A 23,439-nucleotide genomic window follows, 5' to 3' on the forward strand; every position below is an offset into this window, starting at 1 on the left:
ACACCTCCACTTCACACCTTTTCGGCGATTTCCTCGGCGATCTTGACCGAAAACACAAGGTCATCGAGGGCTTTGATGAGGGTCTCAATCTCCCCCGAGTATTTAATCTTTGTCCTTACGATCCCATCAACCCATCGGGTTTCCACATTTAAACTTTTCTTTAGTTGAGCTGGCATGGACTCGTTATCGACCTGAACGGCCTCGGCAACGGCCCTCGCGGTTTTCCCGTTCCCGTATCTCCAGGTGATCTCGACCCTCGCTTCAACCTTCACCGTCCTTTCCTCCAGCCACTTGCTTCGCCAGAACTTCGTTGAACAGCCTTATGAACTCGTCTATCCTGCCCTTGGGGAACCGTATCCCAGCCGCGATGGCGTGGCCGCCGCCCTCACCGCCGAGCCTCTCAGCAACTTCCCTCAAGGCCTCTCCGAGGTGATAGCCCTTGGCCAGGGCCTTCTCCGTAGTCCTCGCCGACGCTTTAACGAGGCTCTCGTCCTCCTCGCTGTCCGCTATCACAACAACGGGCTTCTCAGGATCAGCCAGGCCCGCGTTTATCGCTATGTTGGCCGCTATGCCCACCAGTGTATCGCGTATGTTTTTGCCGGCGTAGAAGACGTAGGCGTGCTCCCCCTCCTCGACCATGCTCCAGTTCTGGATTATGAACTTCCTCGCCTCTATCTGCTCCCTCTTGTAGTCATCGAGCATCTTCTTGGCCTTTCTGTATGCATCCTCGTCGCCGAGGCATATGGCAACTCCGAGCGTTCCGGCGTTTAAGCGGCCGGTCGCGTTCAGGAGCGTTGCGAATTCCCTCGCCTCGTGCCTGACGTCGCCTTCCGGGTAGAGCGGGCTTATCACAACGTCGCCTATCAGCCGGTCTATCGTCTCCTTGGGGGCCCCGTGCTTTATCAGGTGGAGGACGAGGGCGTCGTGGAGTCTTTTCTTCTCCTCCTCGCGGAGCTGCCAGTAGTGCCTGTCGGGATCAAAGCCCTTGGCCCGGAGCCATTCGATCGCCTTTCTCTCGTCACCGGTTATGCCGGGCAACTCGGGGTTGGTGGCGTAGGCGAGCATCTGTCTGAGCGGCCTGCTCTCCCGTCCGAAAAGGCGGAGCTCCTTCCTGACCTCGAGTATTCCGAGCTCTTTGCCGTCCTCTATTATATCGAGGTTCATCCCGTGAAAGGTTCCGTCTATCTCCTGCATGTCCCCGACGGCGCCGACGATCGCCACGTAGGCGAGCTCCCTGTTGGCCCTGTTCATCTCTCTGGCCACGAAGTAAGCTGCCCCGGAACCGCTTAGATCGCGGACGCTGTTGGCTCCAAAGGGCACGGGGTTGACGAGAAGGTGAGAATCAACCGAGAACTTCTCCCTCTCCGGGGGATGGTGGTCGATAACGACGACCGTTGCAAAATCGAGGTACTTGTCTATCAGCTCGATTGAGCCGCTTCCGAGGTCGCTGAATACGTAGATCTCCCTCCTCTCCTCGGCGAGCTCTTTGAGGAGCTCCTCGCTGACCTGTTTGACGATGCTGAGCTGAAAACTGCCACCTTCCCTCGCGATTGCCTTGGCGAGAATCGCCCCGGCGGTTATGCCGTCGGCGTCGCGGTGGGAGATGAGCCTTATCGTGTGCCCTAACTCGATGTGCATTTTGATTAGCTCGGCCCCTTCCCTCGCCCGCTCCAAGAAGGCGTTCTTATCCACTGGGCATCACCGAGAAGAAGGAAAGGGATCAGCGGACGAGCAGCTTGGCCTGCTCCGGATCGTAGCGCCACTTCGCCGGGAGCTTTCCGGTTCTCCTGTAGTACTTGACGAGTCTCCTGATCTTGCTCTCCGTGAGCTGGAGGCCCCTCCTGGAGTGCTTGTCCTTCGGGTGCTGCTCCAGGTGCTTCCTGAGGTTGACGGCCTTCCTGATGAGGGCCATCAGGTCCTCCGGGATCTCGGGCGCGAGGCCGTTCTCCTCAAGGATCTTGGTGATCTTCTTTCCGGTTATCAGCTTGACGCTCGGTATCCCGTACTGGTCGCGGAGAATCGTCCCTATCATTGCCGCGCTGTAACCTTCCTTCCTGAGCTTCACAACCAGAGCCTCGACCTCCTCCACCGTGTACTCAACCCACGCCGGCGGAGCGCTCCTTGGAGGCTTCTTTGAGCCTGACTTACCCCTCTTTCTCGCGTGCATTCTTGCCATACAACCACCTCCCGGTGACGGCCAGCTCCCGCCAGCCGCCCCTTCGGCTCAGAAAGTGGCCGGAAATTTAAAAACCTTTCTCCTCACTCAATCGGCACGCCGTCCTTGGTCCTGGGGGCGAGCCACTTCATGAGCTTCCTCGGGTTCTTCGTGCGGATTATTATCGTTATGGGGCCCAACGGGGATTCCTCGTTGAAGTTCACAACTCCAGCGTAAGCGGCCTGCTTGTTCACCTTGACGATTATCTCCTCACCGAAGTAGCCCTCCTCGAGGAAGGAGCGCGCGGTGTCGAGTATCGCCTGCCCGCGGAACAGCTCGTAGAGCCTGCTCAGCGCCTTCCTGCTCCTCGTCCTCCCGGTGAGGATTACGTAATCGCCCCGGTCGAAGGCCTCGAACTCCAGATCCGGCACGAGGTTCAGCATGGCCCTCTTTACCTTCTCGATGTCCTCGGTCGGGTAAACGTACGCCTCAAGCTCGACTTCCTCAAACAGCTCCTCCATGCTCCCACCGGGCTAAGGTCGAAAGAAGGCTTATAAACCCAACCGCCCAGATAATTAGGGTGGCCTAAATATGTTAGAAGGTTTCATCGAGGGGCTCGCGAAGTACCTCCTCGAACTCAGCGGGGGAAGCCTAATCTGGGTGTCCTTCTACGCGGGCCTCTTCGTGGCTTTGATGACATCACTCGGTGCTATGGTGGCCCTCTTCGCCAAAAAGCTTCCGGCTGAAGGCGTTGACTTCTCGCTCAGCTTCGCGGCCGGGGTTATGATTGTCGCCTCGTTCACCTCGCTCATTCTGCCGGGAATAGAGAGCACCGGGTTTCCGCCCGTGGCCCTGGGAATAGCCCTCGGCGTCCTACTGATTTACGCCGTTGACAGGCTTCTGCCCCACGAACACCTCGTCAAGGGTTATGAGGGGCCGAAGGGGATGAAGGAACGCCTCAGAAAGGTCTGGCTCCTCGTTTTCGCACTAATAATCCACAACCTACCCGAGGGGTTGGCGGTTGGAACGTCCCTCGTCTACAACCTTGAGGTCGGCCTCATCACGGCCATAGCGATAGGTATACAGGACTTTCCGGAAGGAACCGTTGTCTCGCTCCCGCTCGCGGTCATACAGAAGAAGAGCCTCGGCCCCGTTCTCATCGGCGTCCTGAGCGGTTTGGCCGAGATGGTCATGGTAATCCTCGGCGCGGTCTTCTTCACTTCCTTCGCGTGGACGCTACCGTATGGCCTCGGCCTCGCAGGAGGGGCAATGCTCTACGTCACCGTCAAGGAAATGATTCCGGAGATATACAGGGGAGAGAAGAGCGAGACCCTCGTCACGCTGGGCTTCTTCGCTGGTTTTTACGTCATGCTCCTCCTCGATTCAGCCCTCGGATGATTTCCCCGACGAGGGCCTCTACCTTTTCCTCGTACTCCTCCCTGCTCCCGTCGTTTATCAGCATATAATCGGCCATCGCTATAACGCCACCGATTCCAAAGCGGAGCTCCTTCCAGTCCCTCTCCTCGAAGTCCTCCCAGCTCTGAGGGTCGTCGTGCCTTCCCCTGGCCTTCAGCCTCTCGAAGCGGAGCTTCGGCGGTGTGTGGACCGCGACGAGGATGATTTCTTCCTCAGGAAAGGCCCCCCTGAAGGTTCCCACCTCGTCGAGGGAGCGAACGCCGTCTATGACCACGAGCGGGCTTTTCTCCAGAAGGGCCCTCACCTTCTCGACCGCGAGCTTGGCAACGGCGTTCTGACCGAGCTCCTGCCTCAACCTTATACTCACCTTGGCGACGTTCTCCTTGGTGAGCTCGAGGCCCCGCTTTAGGGTCTCCTCGCGGACGATGTCTCCGAGAGAAACGCTTGGAAATCCCCTCTTCTCGAACTCCTTCACGATCCTGCTCTTTCCAGAACCTGGCATTCCGGTGACTATTACTATCATTGAGCCCACCCCGAGTAGCTCGAATGGGATTTAAAAACCTTGAGTTTTGTTAGGGTAGCAAAACTTTTTAAGGTTCAACCTGAAAACCGTTATGGTGAGAAAGATGAACGTGAACTGGTTCATCATCGGTCTCGTAGTGACGTTCCTTGTAAACATACCGTTCGGCTTCTGGAGGGCCCACGCTAGGAGAACCGGGGACAAGCTTGAGTGGGCCCTGGCGGTTCATCTCCCTGTCCCGCTGGTCGTGCTGATGCGCTATCTGGCAGGCCTCAGCTGGAATCTAAGCGGGGCACCGCTGATACTCGTCTTCGTCCTGGCCTACTTCCTCGGCCAGAGGACGGGTGGAAAGCTCTACTGGAGGGCCCACGAGAGCGGTTTGAACCCGGGCAGAAACGTTTTCGTCCTCTGGAGTGGAAGGGGAGAGGGGGAGGCTATCTGAGGAAGTCCTCCAGCGTCCCCTTTCTCTTCGGCTTTTCTTCAGCAACTCTTTTCTCGATTCCGAGGTAGCGGTAGATTCCGTCGAGGATTTTGGCACCTATGCCCTCGACTTCGAGGAGTTCAGCGGGCTTCGCGTTCGCTATCGCCTCAACGTTCTTAAAGCCGGCGTTGTAGAGAGCTCTCGCCCTCTTCCTTCCGATGTTCGGGAGTTTAACAAGCTCCAAAAGCTCTTCCCTAACGCCGTGCCTCAGGCGAAGGTGAAGGTCGCGGAGGTAGTTAAGGATTTCCTCCTTCGGCTCGAAGAGCTTGTAGAGCTCGATGAGCGAGTACATGAGCCAGTCGGCAAGCTCAAGGAGCCGGTAGAGGTCGCCGGGGTCTATGAGGTATGTCTCGTAAATCCTCGCCTCGGGAACCTCGTTAATCCAGTCGAGTAGAACCTTCGCCGTCTTCACCTGCCCGAGGAAGCCCTGGAAGCGCGAATCCTCGTAGTAGGGTATGCTCGCGTAGAGCTTGTCCTCGAGCTCGTAGGCCAGGTCAAGGTAGTCCTCCATCTCGCGCCTCCTCGCGTTCAGGGTTGCCATGTCGGGGGTTGAGGCTATGAGCTGGAAGATTCCGAAGGGGTTCGGATTCCGCTCGATTGCCGGAAAGGCGTCTTTAAATTTTTTCGCAGTGAGCGGGTCTATGTAGAGCTGAGAAGTTCTCTTGCCGAAGGGCAAAGGCATGAAGCTGTCGTCGAGGTCAAGGTCGATAAACTCGTTCTCTATGAGGAAGTAAACCACCTCTTTCGCCTTGTACTCGAGCGAGCTCAAATCCTTCCTCTGGTGGGCGTAGAAGGTTTTCTCAAGGAAGCGGACGAGCTCGGGGAAGCTTTTGATTCCGAAGTTGGTGATTAAAGCCAAGACCTGACTCCTGAAGGCCTGCTCGTTGGCGAGCATCGAAAAGAGCTTCTCGGGCTTCCCGCGGATGTAGCGCTCCATAAGCTTGCCCGGCTCGTCGGTTCTCGCAATGATTATCGCCTCGCCGTACTTGTCGTACCTCGGTCTTCCTGCCCTTCCCATCATCTGCTGGATTTCCAGAACGGGAATGTCCGTCCAGCCGAAGCCGGCGTAGCGCTTGGTGTCGCGGATTATTACTCTGAATGAAGGGAGATTGACACCCGCTGAGAGGGTCGGCGTCGCCGTGATTACCTTGATTAAACCTTCCCGGAAGGCGTCCTCGATGAGGGTTCTCTCAACCCTGCTCAGACCGGCGTGGTGGAAGGCGACGCCACCGCGTAAAGCCTTCTTCAGCTTCTCGCTCGTGGGGTTGTCCTCAAGCTGGCTGGCGAGACTTTCTAAGGCTCGCTTCTCGGGCTTGGTAAGGTGAGAGGATACGAGCTTCGAAATTGCTAAAGCTTCCTTTTCAGCGGAGCGCCTCGTGTTGACGAAGACGAGCGCGCCCTTGCCCCTCTTTACGGCATCGGTGACGAGGGAGTACCAGTTCTCGGGATAGCTTTGAACCTTCCCGTCCTCCCAGATGAGCGTTCCAAGGTGGAAAACACCTCTTCTCAGCTGAACCGGTCTCCAATCGCTGACGACGAGGGAAGCGTCGAGCCACTCAGCCAGCTCCTCCGCGTTGCCGACGGTGGCGCTCAAGGCCAATATCTGCGCCCTGCCGAGCATGTGCGTTAGAATCATCTCGAGCGTCGCTCCTCTATCGTAGGAGCCGATTAGGTGAACCTCGTCGGCAACCACGAGCTTAACGTCGTCAATCCACCTCGCGCCGTGCCTTAAGAGGGAGTCGAACTTCTCAGCAGTGGCGACTATTATGTCGTACCTCCCGAGCCAGTCGTCGGTCGAGTCATAGTCTCCTGTGGTTGCCGCGACCTTCAGGCCCAGCTTCTCCCACTCCTTGAACTCGCGGTACTTCTCCTCGGCGAGGGCCTTGAGGGGGACGAGGTAGACTGCCTTGCCTCCCTCACGGAGGAGCTTGTTCACCATGACTATCTCGCTCACGAGGGTTTTTCCGCTCGCCGTTGGAATTGCTAAAACGAGGTTTTTACCTTCTAATACACCACTCTTCAAGGCTTCAGCCTGCGGTGGGTAAAGCTCCTCTATGCCCCTCTCCTTGATGACGGCCTTGAGTCTCTCGTCAACGGGAAGTTCGTCGACCCTCATTTGCCCTCAGCTCCACATCCCTTTGACCGGCGGTTTTATATGTCTATTGTCCTAAACGCGATGGGATGAGGGATGGAGGTTGAGGTGCCCTACGTGCTCTTCAGAACGAGATCCGGGGTCTATGGAATCGACGGCTACTTCTACCCCGCCCTCGAGAGAGTCGAGCACAGGGCGGCCCTTCTGAGGAAGATGGAGCCGAAACCTCTTCCTCGGGAGTTGAAGGGAGCATACGTAACTCCTGACAACGTGCGGGAAATCCTCAGGGGGCTGGCCCTTGAGCTGTACGAACTCACCGGCAGGAGTTTTGAGGAGAGGAGCAAGCACATGAGGCGTTGGAACATACTTCGCTTCCTTGGAATCCCATCTGGATACGTTAAGAACCTGAAACGGGATGAGGAGCTTGCCGGGAGGGTAAGGCGGGCCCTGCTGGCCCTTTCGATAGTGGAGCACGTTCTCGGAATAAAGGGGCCCTCCGATCTGGGTGACCTTTTCGTTGAGCCCCTTGGATGGGCGGTTTTCAGGCTTGAGGTTGTGAACGGAAAACCCGTGGATCCCCTCTATTCACAGCTTTACGAGGATGACGCGGGCTTTAGAAGGGCTTTATCTGAGCTGTTGAAAAAAGAAAGGGGATCATGACCTGGCGTAGAGCCAGCAGGCGACGTAGTGGTCCTTTTCGACCTCCACAAGCGGAGGCTCTTCCCTTCTGCACCTGTCCATGACCCTGGGGCACCTCGGGTGGAAGCGGCAGCCCTTCGGCGGGTTTATCGGGCTCGGCGGTTCGCCTTCGATCTTCATGCGCTTCTTCTTGAGCTCCCGGGCCAGTTCAGGATCGGGAACGGGAATAGCGGACAGGAGCATCTGGGTGTAAGGATGGAGCGGGTTCTCAAAGATCTTCTCAGCTGGACCGACCTCAACGAGCTTTCCGAGGTACATCACGCCCATTCTGTGACTCATGTACTTAACGACGCCGAGGTCGTGGCTTATGAAGAGGTACGTGAACCCGTACTTCTTCTGGAGATCCTTGAGCATGTTGAGTATGTTCGCCTGAACCGAAACGTCCAGAGCTGAGGTCGGCTCGTCGAGCACAATGAACTCCGGCTTGAGGGCCAGGAGCCTTGCGAGGGCAATCCTCTGCCTCTGTCCGCCGCTGAACTCGTGGGGGTAGCGGTAGAGGTGCATCTCGTTGAGGCCGACGCTCTCGAGCAGGTCTATGACGAACTCCTCCGGGTCGTCAACGGGTATGCCGTGAAAGCGAACGGGCTCCATTATTATCTCAAAAACCGTCTGCCTGGGGTTCAGCGAGGAGTACGGATCCTGGAACATTATCTGGGCCCTTCTCCTGAAGACCTTCATCTCCTCGCCGCTCATCTTGGTGACGTCCTTTCCGTCGAAGATTATCTTTCCCGAGGTTGGTTCGATGAGCCTCAGTATCGTCCTTCCCGTTGTGGTCTTTCCACAGCCGCTCTCGCCGACGAGTCCGAAGGTTTCACCGCGGTTTATCTCGAAGCTCACTCCATCGACGGCCTTAACGTACCCTATGGTCTTGAAGAGCCCCCTGACGGGGAAGTACTTCTTGAGGTTTTCAACCTTGAGCAGGGGTTCCATCGTCATCACCTCAGTACAGGTGGCAGGCCACGAAGTGACCCGGTTCGATCTCCTTCAGTTTCGGAACTTCCTTTCTGCAGATCTCGGTCGCGTAGGGACACCTCGGGTGGAAGCGGCAGCCCTTCGGCGGCGTTATCAGGTTGGGCACGGTTCCGGGTATCGCTTCGAGCCTCTCAATCTTTGCCAGCGGGTTCGGAACGGCCCTCAGCAGTCCCTTTGTGTAGGGGTGAAGCGGGTTCTTGAATATCTGATCCACCGAGCCTATCTCCACGATCTTGCCCGCGTACATGACCGCGACGCGATCGGCCATCTCCGCGACGACTCCCATGTTGTGGGTGATCAGGATCACCGTCGTGTTGTACTCCTTCTTGAGCTTGTTCATGAGGTCTAGGATCTGGGCCTGAACGGTAACGTCGAGGGCCGTCGTCGGCTCGTCCGCTATGAGGATCTTTGGATCGTTTGAGACGCCAATTCCAATGACGACACGCTGCTTCATACCACCGCTGAGCTCGTGAGGATAGTTCTTGACCCTGTTCTCCGGATCTGGAATGAGAACGCGCTTGAGTATATCGACGGCCCTCCTGAATCCCTCCTTCCAGTCCTTCACTGTCTTGTGAACCACCATCGCCTCCGCTATCTGGTAGCCGACGGTGTAGAGGGGATCCAGCGAAGCGTGGGGATCCTGGAAGATGTACGCTATCTCCTTGCCCCTGATCTCCCTGATCTCCTCCTCGCTGAGCCTGAGGAGGTCCACCTCTGAGCCGTCCTCCCTGTGGTAGATGACCTTTCCCCTGACTATTCTTCCGGGGCTCTCGATGAGCTGGGTCAGCGCCCTCGAAGTCACGCTCTTTCCGCAGCCGGTTTCGCCGACCAGGGCGAAGGTTTCTCCCCTGTAGACGTCGAACGAAACGCCCTCTATCGCCTTGACTATGCCGGCGTAGGTGTAGAAGTGAACCGTGAGATCGCGAACTTCGAGAACCGGTTCAGGCATTCTCCTCACCCTCCTTCTCCTCCATCTGCCTCTGTTTCTTCACCTTGAACTCTATGCTCCTCCTCATCTTGGGATCGAGGATGTCCCTGAGCGTGTCACCGAGGAGGTTCCATCCGAGGGCAACCAGCATGATCATCAAGCCCGGATACGTCACGAGCCACCAGTGCTCCGGGAAGTACTGGGAGCCGTCGTAGACTATCCTTCCCCAGTCCGCTATGGGCGGCGTTGCACCGAGGCCAAGGAAGCTCAGGCCTGCCTCCATGAGGATGACTCCACCGAAGTCGAGGGTTATGTAGACCAGGATCGGCCCGATGATGTTGGGCAGTATGTGTTTGAACATTATCGTCCGGGAGCCGAGGCCGACCGCCCTCGCGGCCTCCACGTAGAGTTTCTCCCTCTCCGTTAGCGTCGATCCCCTCGTTATCCTCGCGTACGCGGGCCACCAGACTATGACCATTGCCAGTATAACCGCCAGCAGTTTTCCGAGGTTCCCCGCTTCCTGGGGCTTCAGCGCGAATATCGTGAGGAACAGGTGCTCGAAGAACTTGTGGGTGCTGATGAAGGATTGAAGCCTCTCAGGCAGAACGGCCGAGAACGCTATGGCAAGGATCAGGGCGGGGAAAGCTAAGAACATGTCGGTTATACGCATTATCAGCTCGTCGATCTTTCCTCCGTAATAGCCGGCTATGAGGCCGAGGATTATGCCGAGGGGCACTCCGAGGACTATGACTATGATTGAGATCACGAAGGAAGTCCTCGCTCCGTAGAGGATGAGGCTCAGCAGGTCCCTGCCGTAGTCATCGGCGCCGAGCGGATAGGTGATCGTCTTGTTGGAGAGGGGGAGGTAGGCGTGGGAGCCGGGGGGTGCTAGGTAGGTGGACATGTTCTCGAGGGCCGGGAAGTAGCGGTAGCTCCAGGGCGCGAGGGTTGGGCCGAAGATGCCGAGGAAGATGAACATGCCGATCAGGGCCAGGCCTATCAGTCCCGGGGGTGAGCGGTTGAGGGCGTAGAGCATCAGCTTCCATTCTTCCATCTTCGAGCGGTTTTTCTTCTTCCAGTCCTTCTTGAAGAGACTGATGAACGAGCCTATCCCCTCGACGAGCTTATCCGCAAACCTGTCGAGGATTCCCCTCTTGTACTCTTCCTGTGCCATTTTATCACCACCTCAGTACCTCACCCTCGGGTCTATGACCGCGTACAGTATGTCCACTATCAGGTTGGTCGTCACGAAGATCAGGGCGAAGATGAAGGTTATCGCCACCACCGCAGGGAAGTCGAGGTTGCTGATGGCGTCGAGGACGTAGGAACCCATTCCGGGCAGGCCGAAGACGGTCTCGGTTATCGGCGTTCCTCCGAGCAGTCCACCGAACTGGAGACCGAGAACCGTCACGATCGGCACGAGGGCGTTTTTCAGGGCGTGTCTGTATATCCTGAGCTTTGGAACACCCTTCGCCTTGAGGAAGCCCACGTAGTCGCTGCTCAATGCCTCGAGGAACGAGTTCCTGACGAACCTCGCGAGAACGCCCGAACCGGTGAACCCGAGCGTGAGGCCCGGAAGCCAGAGTCTGTGGATGTGCTGGCTGAAGGTCTTGAAGTCGCCGGTGAGCAGGGCGTCTATCATCGGGATGTGTGTTATTTCATGGGCAGGGGGTGCGGGAAATCCTGCGAGGGTTATAACACGCCATTTAACGAAGAAGATGTACATGAGCATGTAACCGAGCCAGAATATCGGCATGGAAACTCCGGTCAGGGCGAAAATCCTGACGAGGGTATCAACCCACGTGTTCCTCTTGAGGGCGGCCAGTATACCGAGGGGGAGGCCTATTATCAGAATGAAGAAAAACGCCACCAGCGTCAGCTCAAACGTCACCGGGAACCTTTTTCCTATATCATCAAAAACGTAGTTCGAAGTTCTCGGATCAACGATTTTGTTTCTTGCGAGCCCGCTGATGAGGAACCAGTACTGCTTGTACCAGGGGTCGTTCATGTGGTACTGTTCCCTTATCTTCTGGATTGCCTCGGGGGTGGCCTTCTCTCCACCCGCCCACGCCCTTGCCGGATCGGCTGGGATGACGTAGGCGATTATAAACACGATGAGAGTAACTCCGATGATCGTCGGAATGAAGGTCAGAAGTCTCCTCACAAGGAACTTCTTAAGGTTCGCCAACTTTGCTCACCTCTCTGGTTTATTGTCCCGATAAGAAGGGGAAAGAAAAGAAACGCATCATCCGGAGACGTTGATCTCGAGGCTCTTGAACTTGGTGTCTCCGTAGAGGAACGGCCCAACCCAGTTGTCCGAGTCGAGGTAGTCCGGGACCCAACCGACGATGTAGACGTCGTAGTCGCCGTGCTCGGTCTTGCTGAGGTAGGTGGGCCAGTTGTAGCTGTTCACTGTGACCTGGAAGCCGAGCTGGCTCCAGATGTTCTGGAGCAGGGTCATGATCCTCTCACGGGCCTTGTTGCCCTCGTTGTAGATGAGCTCGATCTTGTACTTGGTCGGGTCAATACCCGCCTCCTTGAGGAGCTCCTTGGCCTTGGCGACGTTGTAGTTGTACTTGATTATTCCCTCGTCCATGTAGCCCGGCCACGGCTTGGGTATCGGACCGTAGTTCCTCTCGAGGAGTCCCCTGTAAACGAGCTTAGCGATCTGGTCGTACGGAACCGCGTAGGCGAGGGCCTCCCTGACCTTCGGGTTGTTGAATGGCTCCTTCTGGGTGTTGAAGACGAGGAACGTTAGCACGGGCTCGAGGATGTCGGTCTTGACGACCGAGTGGAAGCCGTTGAGCTCAAGTCCCTTCACGCTGTCCATCTTCTCGGGCGGTATGGCGACGGCATCGGCAGTTCCAGTCTGGAAGAGGTTGATCCTCGCCTGCGGGTCCTTGTTGATGATGTAGATAACGTACTTGTGGCCTGGGTTGCTGGTGGCGTTCCAGTAGTGCGGGTTGTACTCGAGGACTATGTAGCTGTTCTCCTGGTAGTCCTTGACGTAGAACGGTCCGGTTCCAACGGGCTTCTGGTGCATGAGCTGGTGGGTCGGGTCGTCCTTACCCTGCTTGAGGAACTTCCACCACGCGCTCGGGTCGTGGCCGTTGTTGCTGGCCTGGAGGGCCTCCTGGTACTTGTCGCCGAGGACGTACTGCATCGAAACGACGCTAAGGAACGGGTCGGCGAGTATGCTCAGGACTGGGGCGTACGGGTTCGGAAGGACGAGCTTGAAGACACCGGCGGTCTCGCCGTTGTAGCCGAAGAACTGCTTGAGCTCGTCGAGCGAGTGGATCTCCTTAACCTTGCCCTTGTACTCGGCGACGAGCGGGTGGTCCTTGAGGTAGTTGTTGAACTCCTCCTCGGTCATGGCCTGGGAGTGGTTCACGTCCATGAAGCTGCTGACCATCCAGCTGACGCTGTGTCCAAGCCTCTGGACGCGGAGGAACGTGAAGGCAACGTCAACCGCGCTTATCGGGTAGGTCTTGTCGTCCCACGGGTCGTAGGCCTTAACGCCGCCGCGGATGAGGAAGTACCACTCGGTGCCGTCCTTGTTGTGGGCCCACGCGACGGCCAGATCGGGGCTGACTTCCTCGGTGTTCTCCTTCCAGTAGGTGACGAGGGTGTCTCCGATCTCGTGCCAGATCTCCCATCCGAAGGTCTCGTAGGTCATGGCCGGGTCAAAGCTCTCCGGCCAGCCAAAGGTGGCTATGACGTAGGTCTTCGGGTCGTTCTTGTAGTTCTTGATTCCTATGTTCACAACCGGGGCGTTCGGGTCCTCGCTGAGGAGGTCGTAGCGCTCCGCGAGGGTCGGGTGGTAGTAGCGGCCCTTCACCCAGTCCCAGTAGACGCGGAGCTGCTTGTTCTGACCGAGGATTACCTCCGGCACGAGCTTGTTTCCGAGCATGTAGAGGGCCTTGAAGATCTCAGTTCTGATCTCGGGGTTGGTCTCGCGCCTCGCGGCTATAACGAGGGCATCAACGTGCTCGTCACGGAAGAAGGCGGGATCAATGGCACCGAATCCCTGACCCTGATCCATGAGGGTCTTAATATCGGGGGTGTTCTCGGTGTCGACCTCGTACTGGATCTTTATGGTCTTCACGCCGCTGGGGATCTGGACGGTTGGGCTCTCGCCCTTCGGACCGACGATTACAACGCTCTTGTCAGTCTCTATGACGTAGACCTTATCCATTTCAAGGATCTTGGGGGTTATCTTTGCCTGGGTCGTTGTGCTGGAGGTTTGAGTCTGGCTTGGGGTTGAGCTCTGCGTTGGGCTTGAGGTTGTACCTCCGCCGCCCCCACCGATACAGCCGCTGGCCACGACTGAAAAAGCCACCAAAAACACTACCAAAACAGCCAGTACCTGGCTTTTGGTTTTCATTGGGCATCACCTCAGGGGTATCTGCACTATAAATGTGCCTCATGACTATAATAAATCTTTCGATGCGCACATATGGATATAAGAGCCGGTAATTTGACACGGAGATGTAACCTCCCCTCGGTGAAAGCTGTGTTCCAGTAAGTTCTCGCTTCTCTGCACTCCGGGAAGAGATTGCGAAAAGCTTAAATTGCTCCCGAGACAAAAGAATACCGTAAAAACTCTGCGGGTGGTTTGATATGGTCAAGGCCTATGTTTTGTTGACGATTGAGATAGGAAAAGTTGAAAGCGTTATAGAGGCCCTGAAGCAGATACCCGGCGTTCTCAAGGCGGACGCGGTTACGGGCCCGTACGACGCGATCGTCTACATCGAGGCGAACGACCCCGGAGAACTGACCAGAAAGATACTCCACGACATCCACAACATCGACGGCGTCATAGACACGACGACCGCGATAGTAGTCGAAATGGAAGAGGAGTGATTCAGCGCTTCTTCCGCTTGCGTTTCCTTACCTCTGTCCGTTTCCTTAGTTCGCGTATCTTTTCGGCGATCATTTTGAGGCTCTTCCCCTTTCCGTGCGGCGCCTCTATAACGAGAACGCCCCTTGAGCGGTACTCCTCGTCGAGGCCAGAAAGCCTGGGGTTGAGCTTTGAGGGATCCTTCTCGACAACCCTGAAACCCAGGGCAACTGCGGCGTCCTCAACTTCCCTGAGGGTCGGGGACTTGAGGGCGATGTTCCTGGGAACGCTCCTCCCGTACTTCCTGGAGAGCCTTTCGTCAAACTCGCTGGGCCACACTACGAACCGCGGCATTTCACCACCCAAACTTTTAAAATTTCGAAGCTTTAAAAACCATTGTGGTGAGGGCGATGCTAAAATATGAAAAGATCTCCAAGGTGATCCCCCTCTTCCAGCCGGGCGATAGGGTTCTGGTTGAGTACACCTCAAACGTTCCCATCTCCAGGATACTGTGGCAGAGCATAACCCGCCACATTCTGGACGATGAAACCGTCATAATCTTCGACTTCTACGGGATAGGGGACATCACCTTCCGGAACTACCTCAGATCGGCCGTTGGTGAGGAGTACAAAAAGCTGATAGAATCAAAGAAAAGCGTCTACATCTTCAAGATTGGACCCGGAGGGGCGAGCTACGGCGAGACAGTTGGCCAGGAGAAGGTTTACACTGACGCCGAGAGTTTCCTCAAGGCTTACTACTCCATGATCCACAGGGCGTTGAGCCTGCCCAGAAAGCCGAGGTACGCCGTTGTCTTCGGCCTGTCGGAGTACCTCTACTTCACTGGCGCTTCCGGCCTCTTCAACCTCCTGAACGTCGTCAGCACGATTCCAATCGAGGACTGGGTAACCGTGGTGCCCCTCAACATCGACGCGATAGACGAGCGCCAGAGGGCGATACTCGAAGAGATATCCTCCTGGGTCATCAGGATAACAGAGGAAGGCTGCCGGATCATAAAGGGAGGTAACGAGTGTGACGATACGGAGCGGTGACAGGGTTCTGCTCGTCGATAAGAGGGGAAAGCGCTACCTCGTTAAAGTTGATGATAGGGAGTTCCACACCGACCTCGGAATCCTCAAGCTAGGAGAGCTCATAGGAAAGCCCTACGGGAGCAGGATAGAGAGCCACAAGGGTGAGACCTTCGTGGCCCTCAAGCCGGACATCAACGACATCATAGCGAAGATGAAGCGCGGACCGCAGATAGTCCACCCCAAGGACGCGGGCATAATCATAGCCTACACCGGCATTTCACCCGGCGACACCGTCATAGAGGCCGGCGCCGGGAGCGGGGCATTGACGATATTCCTCGCCAACGCCGTCGGGCCGGAGGGAAAAGTAATAAGCTACGAGGTCAGGAAGGACTTCTACGAGATAGCAAAGAGGAACATCGAGTTAGCGGGTTTCTCGGACAGGGTTATCCTCAAGAACAAGAATATCTACGACGGCATAGAGGAGGAAACCGCCGACCACATCGTTCTCGACTTACCGCAACCGGAGAACGTCCTTCCTCATGCGATCGATGTCCTAAAGCCCGGGGGCTACTTCGTTGCTTACACGCCCTGTATGAATCAAGTCCACCGCTTCTTCCAGGCTTTGGAGGACTACAGGGAGCACTTCATGAGGCCGAGGGTCGTCGAGGTTCTCGTCAGAGAACACGAGGTAAAGAGGGAATGCATGAGGCCGAAAACGACGATGCTGGCCCATACCGGCTACATAACGTTCCTCAGGAAGCTGTGACCTCTTCTCTTTCGCCGTTTTCGTCGTAGGTTGCGTACGCGAGCAGTCCGAAGACGAGGGTTCCTATCACGGCCTGGAGGGTCGGGTTCCCTGGGATTCTCCTGAGTGCCTCCAAGCTTCCGTAGAGCACGGGCCAGAAGATGAATATCGCGGTGAGGATTACGAATATCCTGTAAAGCTCACGCATCCTTCTCCCCCAGCACTCCTCTCAATCAGGCTTTTAACGTTTACCGTCCCGGCGGTCTTTCCTTATCTGGTCCGAACTTCTTCTCGTACAACTCCTCAACTTCTCGGTAAAGTTCCCAGAGGTAGTCGTACCTCTCGGGAGTTTCCCCATGCTCAATCTGAATTTTTGCAATAAGCGGAGCGTACTTCTCCAAATACTCCCTGCTGATTTTCAAAACGTCCTCAACGAACTCTTTGAGGGGAACTTCAACAACACCCTTATGCTTACCCCTGTATTCCGGACAATCAGTGAATTCGAGGAGTTCATTGTGGTAGTAGATTCTTGCAAGGTCTTCAGTGGCACAGAAGTAATACAGTCCTCCCTCCGAATTAAGGGTTGTCCCAAACACTACTGGCTCGTTCCCCAGCTGGAACTTATCCCACTCGGCGAGTTTTCTCTCAGACTGAGAGTACTTTTGAACTTCTGGATCTTCTGGCCTTAACATGTGACTGCTTGCCATCAATAACTCCTGGAAAAACCCATGAACGGCCACGTTTGCCCCGTCGAGTCCATTTTTCCAGCAGGCTCCTAAGAGTAAGTGCTCATCAACAGTAAAAATCAAAAAGAAGGGAGAGGGAGTGCTAACATACCTATCAAGGTCTATTTTTACGGTCAAGTGTTTTCCCTTCATTGTGACCCACATTTTCCCCACCTCACTGCCAGCCTCCCCTGCCCGGAATGAACGTCTCAACAGCCCAGCCCTCCTTAGGATACGCAGTCCTTAAGACAAACACCCCATCCTCAAAGCTCAAGACTCTGGCTTAAACCTCTTCTCATACAACTCTTTCACTTCACTGTAGAGCCCCCAAAGGCTATCGTAATTATCAGGCTCTTCTCCATGCGCAAGCCTGATTTCCTCAATAACAGGAACGTACTTCTCCAAGTACTCCCTGCTGACTTTCAAAACATCCCCAACGAACTCTTTGAGGGGAACTTCAACAACACCCTTATGCTTACCCTTGAATTCTGGGCAATCGGTGTAAGATAGAAGCTCGTTATTGTAATATATCAGCAAACTGCTCTCATCCTCACATTTAAATAGATAATCACTGAAGTATATGAACAATGTTGTTCTATATTCGGCTTGTTTTTGTAGCACTGACTTCAATACGTTTAGGAGTTCTTGGAGTAACCCGTAGGGGTCCCCGGGCTGTCCGGCTAGTTTCCCACCTTCCCTGCTCCAGCATGTCCCGGCCAAAATTTGTCTGTTTACGATCAAAATAATTGGAAAGGGAAAGGCAGGCTCTGCTGTGTTAAAGGTTGAGATGTCTATGATTATCTCGATATGGGTTCCCTTGAGAGTTATGGAATTGGCTAGATTTTTCATGTTTAGCTCACCCACCTACCAATTGTTGAGACGTACTTTGCAACCGCTTAACCTCACCGTTCACCATGATTTTTTCCAGACTTCTCCCTCAGTGCCCTCAGTTCTTTCAAATACTGCTGGTACTCCATTAGAAACTCCTCATAAACGTCCATTCTGTTGTATCCGTAGGCTTCTTGTCTGACTTCTTCAACGTGCTTGTAATGCTTCTCCAGGTACTCGCCAAAAACCCTCAAAACATCCTCCCCAAACTCGATTAATGGAACCTCAACAGTACCCTTGTACTTACCCTTATACTCCGGACAATCAGTCCCCTCAAGAAGACCATTATAATAATGGATTTTCACAGTATCCCCAATCCTCTCAAAGAAAACCTCCGATTGTATAGCTAAAGAAGCACAGTATAATGGGCTGTCATCGGCAACGTTGAAACCCATATCCCTGGCCATTTCTCGAGGGCTACTACAGTCTCCTCGCTCGTCTGGTTCAGTTAATAAAGCTTCATCAAAGCCAAAGATTAAACCGTCAAGGACTTTCAATGGGTCTGTGTATGTTCCTTGGAGTTTTCCGCCCGTTGGAGTCCAGCATTCCCCAACGAGAACATGATCGTCAAAAAGCAAAATAACGGGGAAGGGCCAGTAAACTTCAGCCCCCTCAAACCAGCCCAAACCAACCTCAAAGTAAATATGCTTACCCTTAACTGTGATCCTCTCCACAAGCATCACCCGTCTCCACTCAAGACAAACACCTCATTAAATCACATTTGCCTTCAAAATTTCAATTCTTTTTTGTGTGACTCTTTGATTTCTTGGTACCATTTCCAGAGGACATCGTGATCATATGGTTCCTCCCCTCGCTCCATCATGATCTGTTCTATTATACTTGCATAGTTTTTGAGATATTCCTCTGAAATTCTGAGTACATCTTCGATAAATTCCGCAAATGGTAGTTCGATGGTGCCTTTTTGCTTTCCCTTGAATTCCGGACAGTCAGTTTCGTCAAGCAGTCTGTTGTAATAATGCACATTCACGATATCCTTCGTTCTTTCGAGGAAAATGTAGACAGAGTCCGCTATGGATGTTGCGGAGTAAATTAGAGAGTCTTCTTCCACATGAAAGCCGTATTCCCTAACTGTGTCCCTCTTTACACCCACAAGCTCTCCTGGTTTTGCCCTCATAAAGAACCTGATGCTGTCAAGCAAGTCCTGCACAATCCCGTAAGGATCCCCGGGTGCTCCAGTCAGCTTTCCAGAACTCCATTTTTCCCAGCACATACCTACAACAACGTGACCGTCCAGTAACATAACAACAGGAAACGGATACGCTCCTCCGTAAAACTTCCTTAAATCCACTTCTATATGGATGTGTTTGCTTGATAGTTTAAGTGTGCTCGTATTATCACCCCCATATCGATGAAATAATGAAATGAGGGTCTATCCAGTTACTACCCATTCACTGCTCCATTTCCGATATTCGAGAACTTTGTTGCCTCTTGTGGGATATGCTGTCTTAAGGTAGTAGTTGGAGGAGCCTTTTGCTTTTAGGAACACTAATTCGACTTCTTCGATTCCTTCTACATTTATTCCAAGCTTTTTAAGATCAACTGTCAGTACAACCTTCCCTCCACCATTGAACTTACTTGCATAATCTGGATCCTTGAGCGCCTTGTTCACCACTTCCTTCAAAAACTCCACCAGCTCCTCCTCACTGTTAAAGACCTTCGGCAACTGCTTAACCTCACCGTTCACCATGATCCTCTGACCCAATGGCCAGAAAGCTGTAACGGGCTTCTTTGGACTTGTCATCTCATATCCCCAAACGTGCCTCAGGAGTATGTGAATGAGGCCCTTTTTCTGATCCCCCTTTATCGTGCCGACGACGTATTTTGTGGAGTCATCAAGTCCGACTTCTCCCAACTTGTACAGGGTCGTTTTCTTGCCGTCCACCGTGATCTTCAATTCACCGAGGCTGATGTCCTCGAGGGTTTCGAGCGACATCCCAAGCCCCTGAACCAGGCTGCTCGCCGGGGTTCCGTGCTTCGCAGTCTCCTCGATGACGTGCCCGACCTGGTCCCTGGAGACGCCCATCTCGACGAGGTCGTCCGCGTAGCGCCTCAGGGCCTTTATCGTGATCCCGTGCTCGGCCTCGTACTTCACGACGGTTCCAACGCTTTCCTCCTTCATTCCCGTGCTAAGAAGGTACTTCACGTTCTCGACGGTTTCCTCGATGGTCGCCCCGTGCCTGACCTCGTTGTTTATGACCTCCGGAGGAATGCCGAGGTCGAGGAGGTAGTCTATCTTCTCTTTGAGTTCACTTACCGGCACACCCCTCTTGGTCTCCCTGGTTATGGTCTCCTTGGAGATGCCCTTTTCGAGGAGCTCGTGGACCTCGTCGTCGACGGCCTTCGATGTCAGACCTTTCTCAACGTCCTTTTCGATCGTGTCCAGCGAAATACCGATGCTCTTCAGGTCCTCCAGTGCATCCACTGCCTCCCTGCCGTTCTTTGCAACGTCGTCAAAGACTGGACAGTAGCCGCCGGGAACTACGTTCACGCTCTTCGTGAGTTCCGGAAGGTTAGTCACGACGGACGCTTAGCACAATGGAACAACGATAAGATTGAAATCCCCACATTTCTCGCAGCCCGAGCTTTCGGTGAATCATCTTTACGTTTCCGGCCGATTGGCTGAAGAGATATCACAATTTTGAACCTTTGGTTGAGCACATCTTTATAAACACTAAAGGTTCTGAACCTTTAGATGTCCAACTTTGGGCTCATGCACGGAGGTGTTCATCGTGTACCGGATACTCGAAAAGAAAGAGCTCGCAATGAGGAATATCTGGTATAAAATCGAAGCCCCCCACGTGGCCAGGAAAGTCCAGCCCGGCCAGTTCGTAATCGTCAGGGCCTTCCCGAACGGCGAAAGGATCCCCCTCACGCCGGTCATCTGGAACCGTGAGGAGGGCTGGATCGTTCTGATAACCTTCATCCGCGGGAAGACAACCATGAGAATGGCCAACGAGCTCAAGCCCGGCGATTCAATCCTCAACGTGGCCGGCCCCCTCGGAAACCCGGCCGAGATGGAGAAGTTCGGCAAGATTCTCGCCATTGGAGCCTACACCGGAATAGTCGAGACCTTCCCGATTGCGAGGGCCTGGCACGAGCTCGGAAACGACGTCACGACGCTCCACGTCACCTTCGAGCCGATGGTAATCCTCAACGATATGATTCCCGACTACGTTGACAGGCACATCGTCAAGCCCGTCCCGCTCGACCCGAAGGAGGACTTCCCGACCAACATGAAGAACGTCACCAAGGTCCTTACCGAGACAGTCCGCGAGATGCTTGAGAAAGAGAACTACGACCTCGTCTTCATGGTCGGCCCAGCCGGCGATCAGAGGGCCGTTTTCAACGTTGTCAAGGAGTTTGGAATCCCGATGAAGGCTGACCTGCACCCGATTATGGTGGACGGAACCGGTATGTGCGGTGCCTGCCGCGTAACAGTCGGCGGCGAGGTGAAGTTCGCCTGCATAGACGGTCCCGAGTTCGACGCCTACCAGGTCGACTGGGACGTCCTCATAGCGAGGACCGGTTACTACACGGACATGGAGAGGAAAGCCATGGAGGAGTACATGAAACTCTTCGAGCAGGCCCTCCAGGGAGGTGAGCAGTGATGCCGAGGAGGAAGCTCATCAAGGAGCGCGTTCCGACGCCGGAGAGGCCGGCAGAGGAGAGGATTAGGGACTTCAAGGAGGTCAACCTCGGCTACACCTTCGAGCTTGCCGTCAAGGAGGCTGAGCGTTGCCTCCAGTGTCCGGCAAACTACGCGCCCTGTATAAAAGGCTGTCCCGTCCACATAGACATTCCGGGCTTCATCGGAAAGCTCGTCCAGTACCGCGACGACCCGGATAAGGCTGTAAAAGAGGCCCTCCAGGTCATCTGGGCCTGCAACTCCCTCCCTGCCACGACCGGTCGCGTCTGCCCGCAGGAGGACCAGTGTGAGATGAACTGTGTTATGGGCAAGGTGGGAGACAAGGTCAACATCGGCAAGCTTGAGCGCTTCGTTGCCGACTACGCCCGCGAGAACGGCATAGACGAGGAGCTCCTCTTTGAGATGGTGCCGAAGATAGAGAAGAAAGGACAGCGCGTAGCAATCATCGGAGCTGGTCCGGCCGGACTTACGGCAGCGGGAGAGCTGGCGAAGCTCGGCTACGACGTTACAATCTACGAGGCCCTCCACGAGCCCGGAGGAGTCCTGATGTACGGAATTCCCGAGTTCAGGCTGCCAAAGAGCATCGTTGAGAGCGAGATTGACAAGCTCAAAAAACTTGGCGTCAAAATATTCACCGACCACATCGTCGGAAAGACCGTAACCATCGAGGAACTCCTTGAAGAGTACGACGCCGTCTTCATAGGCTCGGGCGCAGGAACCCCGAGACTTATCAACGCCCCCGGCATAAACCTCAACGGAATCTACACGGCCAACGAGTTCCTGACGAGAGTTAACCTCATGAAGGCCTACCTGTTCCCCGAGTACGATACTCCGGTCAAGGTCGGGAAGAGGGTAATCGTCATCGGAGCCGGAAACACCGCTATGGACGCGGCTCGTTCAGCGAGGCGCTTCGGCGCCGAGGTCATCATCGCGTACAGGCGCGGTGAGGAGGACGTTTCCGCCAGGGAGGAAGAGGTCGAGCACGCCAAGGAGGAGGGCATAAAGTTCGAGTACTTCATCAACCCGGTTGAGTTCATCGGCGACGAGAAGGGCAACGTTAGGGCGGTCAAGTTTGAGAAGATGAAACCGCTCGACGAGCGCGACAGCAGGGGCAAGAGGAAGATAGTCGGAACCGGCGAGTACGTGACGATTGAGGCAGATACAGTCATAATAGCAATCGGCAAGCATCCCAACAGGCTTATCATCAACACGCCCGGCCTGAAAGTCGAGCGCGGAAGAATCGTCGTTGACGAGAACCTCATGACGAGCATTCCTGGAGTCTTCGCGGGTGGCGACGCAATAAGGGGAGAGGCGACGGTTATCCTCGCGATGGGCGACGGAAGAAGGGCCGCGAAGGCAATCCACGAGTACCTCACGAAGAAGAGAAACGAAAACGCGTGAGGGTTTCGCCACACCCTTCCTCTCTTTTCCCGGTTTTCATAATCTTTCCCGAAAGTGTTTTTAGGGGCTGTGCTTCAGTATCGAACATGGGAAAGCAAGAGGCCGTTGAGTACTTCGTGGAGCTCCTGAAAGAGAGGTTTGGAGAAAGAATAAAGGAAGTTATCCTCTTCGGCTCCGTAGCGAGGGGAGACGCCGAGGAGGACAGCGACATAGACGTTCTCGTCATAGGAGAGGGGATAACCCAGAGAGAAATCTCGGAACTGACGTGGGAGGTTCTAATGGAAACTGGGGAGGTCGTGTCCGCCATAGTGGAAAGCCCAGATGAGTTCGAGCGGACGAAGAACAGTTCGTTTCACAGGACGGTTCTCAGGGAGGGCGTTCCAGTTGGATGAGGTTTCCAGGAACCTGGCTCTCTCGGAGGAGAACCTCAGCGAAGCGAGACTCCTCTTGGAGCACAGCTACTACAGGGGAGCGGTTTCACGGGCCTATTACGCCATGTTTCACGCCGCAAAGGCGCTCCTCCTGATGAAGGACTACAACCCCAGAAAGCACGCGGGAGTTCTGAAGATACTTGGACTGGAATTCGTGAAGGAAGGCTACATTGAGGAAACCTACGCAAAGGCCTTCAAGTACGCCTTTGATATGAGAAGCAAGGCGGACTACAACGTGATGGTCGAGATTGACGAAGAGACAGCGGAAGAGATAATCGAAGAAGCCGAGAGATTCATTGAGGCAGTTAAAAAAGCCCTGAAAAAGCTCACTTGAACACGGCTCGGAATGCTACTACTGCCCCAGTAGTTAACTTCTGCCCCAGAAGTTGGCGCTATGTTTTTCAGTCAAAGTTCCCAGTCTTGGTGGCGATGACGAGCCTCACGGTAGCTG

General features: G+C 54.9%; 28 protein-coding genes. 10 read left to right on the forward strand and 18 right to left on the reverse strand.

What is annotated here, in order from left to right:
• Positions 1-11: 11 nt before the first annotated feature.
• The 4 genes from TAM4_RS00950 to TAM4_RS00965 all read right to left on the reverse strand — a co-directional run bounded on the left by TAM4_RS00950 (position 12) and on the right by TAM4_RS00965 (position 2,676).
• Positions 12-272 (reverse strand): KEOPS complex subunit Pcc1, encoded by a 261-nt coding sequence (locus tag TAM4_RS00950; protein WP_014121361.1) that lies wholly within the window; start codon positions 270-272, stop codon positions 12-14.
• Positions 262-1,692: a DHH family phosphoesterase gene (locus TAM4_RS00955; protein WP_014121362.1), complete on the reverse strand. Its 1,431-nt coding sequence runs from the start codon at positions 1,690-1,692 to the stop codon at positions 262-264. Before TAM4_RS00955 ends, TAM4_RS00950 begins: the two co-directional genes overlap by 11 nt.
• Before the next feature lie 28 nt (positions 1,693-1,720).
• Positions 1,721-2,176, reverse strand: coding sequence for a 30S ribosomal protein S15 (locus TAM4_RS00960; protein ID WP_014121363.1), 456 nt, complete (start codon positions 2,174-2,176; stop codon positions 1,721-1,723).
• 83 nt (positions 2,177-2,259) lie between these two features.
• Positions 2,260-2,676 (reverse strand): RNA-binding domain-containing protein, encoded by a 417-nt coding sequence (locus TAM4_RS00965; protein WP_014121364.1) that lies wholly within the window; start codon positions 2,674-2,676, stop codon positions 2,260-2,262.
• Positions 2,677-2,746: 70 nt separating this feature from the next.
• Between TAM4_RS00965 and TAM4_RS00970 the strand changes: the two genes are divergently transcribed.
• On the forward strand, positions 2,747-3,553 hold the full coding sequence (locus tag TAM4_RS00970; RefSeq protein WP_014121365.1) for a ZIP family metal transporter: 807 nt from the start codon (positions 2,747-2,749) through the stop codon (positions 3,551-3,553).
• Here TAM4_RS00970 and TAM4_RS00975 read toward each other — a convergent pair.
• Positions 3,522-4,094 carry a dephospho-CoA kinase gene (locus TAM4_RS00975; protein WP_014121366.1) on the reverse strand — a complete coding sequence of 191 codons (573 nt, stop codon included), beginning with the start codon at positions 4,092-4,094 and terminating at the stop codon, positions 3,522-3,524. The two genes, TAM4_RS00970 and TAM4_RS00975, sit on opposite strands and share 32 nt — an antisense overlap.
• Positions 4,095-4,197: 103 nt before the next feature.
• On the opposite strand from TAM4_RS00975, the gene TAM4_RS00980 reads away from it, so the two are divergent.
• On the forward strand, positions 4,198-4,533 hold the full coding sequence (locus TAM4_RS00980) for a hypothetical protein (RefSeq protein ID WP_014121367.1): 336 nt from the start codon (positions 4,198-4,200) through the stop codon (positions 4,531-4,533).
• Here the strand turns inward: TAM4_RS00980 and TAM4_RS00985 are convergent.
• Positions 4,526-6,688 (reverse strand): ATP-dependent DNA helicase, encoded by a 2,163-nt coding sequence (locus TAM4_RS00985; RefSeq protein WP_014121368.1) that lies wholly within the window; start codon positions 6,686-6,688, stop codon positions 4,526-4,528. The two genes, TAM4_RS00980 and TAM4_RS00985, sit on opposite strands and share 8 nt — an antisense overlap.
• A gap of 72 nt (positions 6,689-6,760) precedes the next feature.
• Here TAM4_RS00985 and TAM4_RS00990 point away from each other — a divergent pair, with 72 nt between their 5' ends.
• A complete protein-coding gene (locus TAM4_RS00990; protein WP_048149603.1) occupies positions 6,761-7,324 on the forward strand; it encodes a hypothetical protein in 564 nt (187 codons plus the stop codon).
• Here TAM4_RS00990 and TAM4_RS00995 read toward each other — a convergent pair.
• From TAM4_RS00995 to TAM4_RS01015, 5 genes are read right to left on the reverse strand one after another with little or no spacing between them, the layout of a single operon-like run.
• Complete coding sequence (locus TAM4_RS00995; RefSeq protein ID WP_014121370.1) at positions 7,319-8,293, reverse strand: ABC transporter ATP-binding protein; 975 nt, start codon at positions 8,291-8,293, stop codon at positions 7,319-7,321. The genes TAM4_RS00990 and TAM4_RS00995 overlap by 6 nt on opposite strands.
• Before the next feature lie 10 nt (positions 8,294-8,303).
• On the reverse strand, positions 8,304-9,284 hold the full coding sequence (locus tag TAM4_RS01000; RefSeq protein WP_014121371.1) for an ABC transporter ATP-binding protein: 981 nt from the start codon (positions 9,282-9,284) through the stop codon (positions 8,304-8,306).
• Positions 9,277-10,437, reverse strand: a complete 1,161-nt coding sequence (locus tag TAM4_RS01005) for an ABC transporter permease (RefSeq protein WP_014121372.1) — start codon at positions 10,435-10,437, stop codon at positions 9,277-9,279. Before TAM4_RS01005 ends, TAM4_RS01000 begins: the two co-directional genes overlap by 8 nt.
• Before the next feature lie 12 nt (positions 10,438-10,449).
• Positions 10,450-11,451 carry an ABC transporter permease gene (locus tag TAM4_RS01010; RefSeq protein ID WP_014121373.1) on the reverse strand — a complete coding sequence of 334 codons (1,002 nt, stop codon included), beginning with the start codon at positions 11,449-11,451 and terminating at the stop codon, positions 10,450-10,452.
• Between the two features lie 57 nt (positions 11,452-11,508).
• On the reverse strand, positions 11,509-13,647 hold the full coding sequence (locus tag TAM4_RS01015; protein WP_014121374.1) for an ABC transporter substrate-binding protein: 2,139 nt from the start codon (positions 13,645-13,647) through the stop codon (positions 11,509-11,511).
• A 236-nt stretch (positions 13,648-13,883) separates the two neighbouring features.
• Here TAM4_RS01015 and TAM4_RS01020 point away from each other — a divergent pair, with 236 nt between their 5' ends.
• A complete protein-coding gene (locus TAM4_RS01020) occupies positions 13,884-14,126 on the forward strand; it encodes an Lrp/AsnC family transcriptional regulator (protein WP_014121375.1) in 243 nt (80 codons plus the stop codon).
• Between the two features lies 1 nt (position 14,127).
• Here the strand turns inward: TAM4_RS01020 and TAM4_RS01025 are convergent, their stop codons facing one another.
• Positions 14,128-14,457: a signal recognition particle protein Srp19 gene (locus tag TAM4_RS01025; RefSeq protein WP_014121376.1), complete on the reverse strand. Its 330-nt coding sequence runs from the start codon at positions 14,455-14,457 to the stop codon at positions 14,128-14,130.
• 56 nt (positions 14,458-14,513) lie between these two features.
• Here TAM4_RS01025 and TAM4_RS01030 point away from each other — a divergent pair, with 56 nt between their 5' ends.
• Together TAM4_RS01030 and TAM4_RS01035 are read left to right on the forward strand one after the other, a co-directional pair.
• Complete coding sequence (locus TAM4_RS01030; protein ID WP_014121377.1) at positions 14,514-15,152, forward strand: DUF257 family protein; 639 nt, start codon at positions 14,514-14,516, stop codon at positions 15,150-15,152.
• Positions 15,133-15,897 (forward strand): tRNA (adenine-N1)-methyltransferase, encoded by a 765-nt coding sequence (locus tag TAM4_RS01035; RefSeq protein WP_014121378.1) that lies wholly within the window; start codon positions 15,133-15,135, stop codon positions 15,895-15,897. Before TAM4_RS01030 ends, TAM4_RS01035 begins: the two co-directional genes overlap by 20 nt.
• Here TAM4_RS01035 and TAM4_RS01040 read toward each other — a convergent pair.
• The 6 genes from TAM4_RS01040 to TAM4_RS11775 form a co-directional block, all read right to left on the reverse strand.
• The gene (locus TAM4_RS01040; RefSeq protein ID WP_014121379.1) at positions 15,884-16,084 is read right to left on the reverse strand and encodes a hypothetical protein; all 201 of its coding nucleotides are present in this window, start codon (positions 16,082-16,084) and stop codon (positions 15,884-15,886) included. The genes TAM4_RS01035 and TAM4_RS01040 overlap by 14 nt on opposite strands.
• Positions 16,085-16,124: 40 nt before the next feature.
• Positions 16,125-16,766, reverse strand: coding sequence for a hypothetical protein (locus tag TAM4_RS01045; RefSeq protein ID WP_048149606.1), 642 nt, complete (start codon positions 16,764-16,766; stop codon positions 16,125-16,127).
• A gap of 105 nt (positions 16,767-16,871) precedes the next feature.
• On the reverse strand, positions 16,872-17,450 hold the full coding sequence (locus TAM4_RS01050; protein ID WP_048149608.1) for a hypothetical protein: 579 nt from the start codon (positions 17,448-17,450) through the stop codon (positions 16,872-16,874).
• Between the two features lie 53 nt (positions 17,451-17,503).
• Positions 17,504-18,169: a hypothetical protein gene (locus TAM4_RS11855; protein WP_148258562.1), complete on the reverse strand. Its 666-nt coding sequence runs from the start codon at positions 18,167-18,169 to the stop codon at positions 17,504-17,506.
• 47 nt (positions 18,170-18,216) lie between these two features.
• A complete protein-coding gene (locus tag TAM4_RS01060) occupies positions 18,217-18,720 on the reverse strand; it encodes a hypothetical protein (RefSeq protein ID WP_237702104.1) in 504 nt (167 codons plus the stop codon).
• Between the two features lie 159 nt (positions 18,721-18,879).
• Entirely contained in the window at positions 18,880-20,028 is a 1,149-nt protein-coding gene (locus TAM4_RS11775; RefSeq protein WP_014121382.1) for a hypothetical protein, read from the reverse strand.
• Positions 20,029-20,239: 211 nt separating this feature from the next.
• On the opposite strand from TAM4_RS11775, the gene TAM4_RS01070 reads away from it, so the two are divergent.
• The 4 genes from TAM4_RS01070 to TAM4_RS01085 all read left to right on the forward strand — a co-directional run bounded on the left by TAM4_RS01070 (position 20,240) and on the right by TAM4_RS01085 (position 23,322).
• Positions 20,240-21,118 carry a sulfide/dihydroorotate dehydrogenase-like FAD/NAD-binding protein gene (locus tag TAM4_RS01070; protein WP_014121383.1) on the forward strand — a complete coding sequence of 293 codons (879 nt, stop codon included), beginning with the start codon at positions 20,240-20,242 and terminating at the stop codon, positions 21,116-21,118.
• Positions 21,118-22,557 (forward strand): NADPH-dependent glutamate synthase, encoded by a 1,440-nt coding sequence (gene gltA, locus TAM4_RS01075; RefSeq protein WP_014121384.1) that lies wholly within the window; start codon positions 21,118-21,120, stop codon positions 22,555-22,557. Before TAM4_RS01070 ends, gltA begins: the two co-directional genes overlap by 1 nt.
• Positions 22,558-22,643: 86 nt before the next feature.
• Entirely contained in the window at positions 22,644-22,949 is a 306-nt protein-coding gene (locus tag TAM4_RS01080; RefSeq protein WP_014121385.1) for a nucleotidyltransferase domain-containing protein, read from the forward strand.
• The gene (locus tag TAM4_RS01085) at positions 22,942-23,322 is read left to right on the forward strand and encodes a HEPN domain-containing protein (protein WP_014121386.1); all 381 of its coding nucleotides are present in this window, start codon (positions 22,942-22,944) and stop codon (positions 23,320-23,322) included. The genes TAM4_RS01080 and TAM4_RS01085 overlap by 8 nt, the downstream gene beginning before the upstream one ends.
• Positions 23,323-23,439: the final 117 nt, after the last annotated feature.

The sequence above is a fragment of the Thermococcus sp. AM4 genome (genome assembly GCF_000151205.2).
Classification (GTDB): domain Archaea; phylum Methanobacteriota_B; class Thermococci; order Thermococcales; family Thermococcaceae; genus Thermococcus.

What these genes read in the sequence shown, in the direction of transcription:
- TAM4_RS00960 (WP_014121363.1), bottom strand. Translation starts at nt 2,176, where the DNA reads ATGGCAAGAATGCACGCGAGAAAGAGGGGTAAGTCAGGCTCAAAGAAG.
- TAM4_RS00965 (WP_014121364.1), bottom strand. Translation starts at nt 2,676, where the DNA reads ATGGAGGAGCTGTTTGAGGAAGTCGAGCTTGAGGCGTACGTTTACCCG.
- TAM4_RS00970 (WP_014121365.1), top strand. Translation starts at nt 2,747, where the DNA reads ATGTTAGAAGGTTTCATCGAGGGGCTCGCGAAGTACCTCCTCGAACTC.
- TAM4_RS00975 (WP_014121366.1), bottom strand. Translation starts at nt 4,094, where the DNA reads ATGATAGTAATAGTCACCGGAATGCCAGGTTCTGGAAAGAGCAGGATC.
- TAM4_RS00980 (WP_014121367.1), top strand. Translation starts at nt 4,198, where the DNA reads ATGAACGTGAACTGGTTCATCATCGGTCTCGTAGTGACGTTCCTTGTA.
- TAM4_RS00985 (WP_014121368.1), bottom strand. Translation starts at nt 6,688, where the DNA reads ATGAGGGTCGACGAACTTCCCGTTGACGAGAGACTCAAGGCCGTCATC.
- TAM4_RS00990 (WP_048149603.1), top strand. Translation starts at nt 6,761, where the DNA reads ATGGAGGTTGAGGTGCCCTACGTGCTCTTCAGAACGAGATCCGGGGTC.
- TAM4_RS00995 (WP_014121370.1), bottom strand. Translation starts at nt 8,293, where the DNA reads ATGGAACCCCTGCTCAAGGTTGAAAACCTCAAGAAGTACTTCCCCGTC.
- TAM4_RS01000 (WP_014121371.1), bottom strand. Translation starts at nt 9,284, where the DNA reads ATGCCTGAACCGGTTCTCGAAGTTCGCGATCTCACGGTTCACTTCTAC.
- TAM4_RS01005 (WP_014121372.1), bottom strand. Translation starts at nt 10,437, where the DNA reads ATGGCACAGGAAGAGTACAAGAGGGGAATCCTCGACAGGTTTGCGGAT.
- TAM4_RS01015 (WP_014121374.1), bottom strand. Translation starts at nt 13,647, where the DNA reads ATGAAAACCAAAAGCCAGGTACTGGCTGTTTTGGTAGTGTTTTTGGTG.
- TAM4_RS01020 (WP_014121375.1), top strand. Translation starts at nt 13,884, where the DNA reads ATGGTCAAGGCCTATGTTTTGTTGACGATTGAGATAGGAAAAGTTGAA.
- TAM4_RS01025 (WP_014121376.1), bottom strand. Translation starts at nt 14,457, where the DNA reads ATGCCGCGGTTCGTAGTGTGGCCCAGCGAGTTTGACGAAAGGCTCTCC.
- TAM4_RS01030 (WP_014121377.1), top strand. Translation starts at nt 14,514, where the DNA reads ATGCTAAAATATGAAAAGATCTCCAAGGTGATCCCCCTCTTCCAGCCG.
- TAM4_RS01040 (WP_014121379.1), bottom strand. Translation starts at nt 16,084, where the DNA reads ATGCGTGAGCTTTACAGGATATTCGTAATCCTCACCGCGATATTCATC.
- TAM4_RS01045 (WP_048149606.1), bottom strand. Translation starts at nt 16,766, where the DNA reads ATGTGGGTCACAATGAAGGGAAAACACTTGACCGTAAAAATAGACCTT.
- TAM4_RS01050 (WP_048149608.1), bottom strand. Translation starts at nt 17,450, where the DNA reads ATGAAAAATCTAGCCAATTCCATAACTCTCAAGGGAACCCATATCGAG.
- TAM4_RS11855 (WP_148258562.1), bottom strand. Translation starts at nt 18,169, where the DNA reads ATGCTTGTGGAGAGGATCACAGTTAAGGGTAAGCATATTTACTTTGAG.
- TAM4_RS01060 (WP_237702104.1), bottom strand. Translation starts at nt 18,720, where the DNA reads ATGTGCTGGGAAAAATGGAGTTCTGGAAAGCTGACTGGAGCACCCGGG.
- gltA (WP_014121384.1), top strand. Translation starts at nt 21,118, where the DNA reads ATGCCGAGGAGGAAGCTCATCAAGGAGCGCGTTCCGACGCCGGAGAGG.
- TAM4_RS01080 (WP_014121385.1), top strand. Translation starts at nt 22,644, where the DNA reads ATGGGAAAGCAAGAGGCCGTTGAGTACTTCGTGGAGCTCCTGAAAGAG.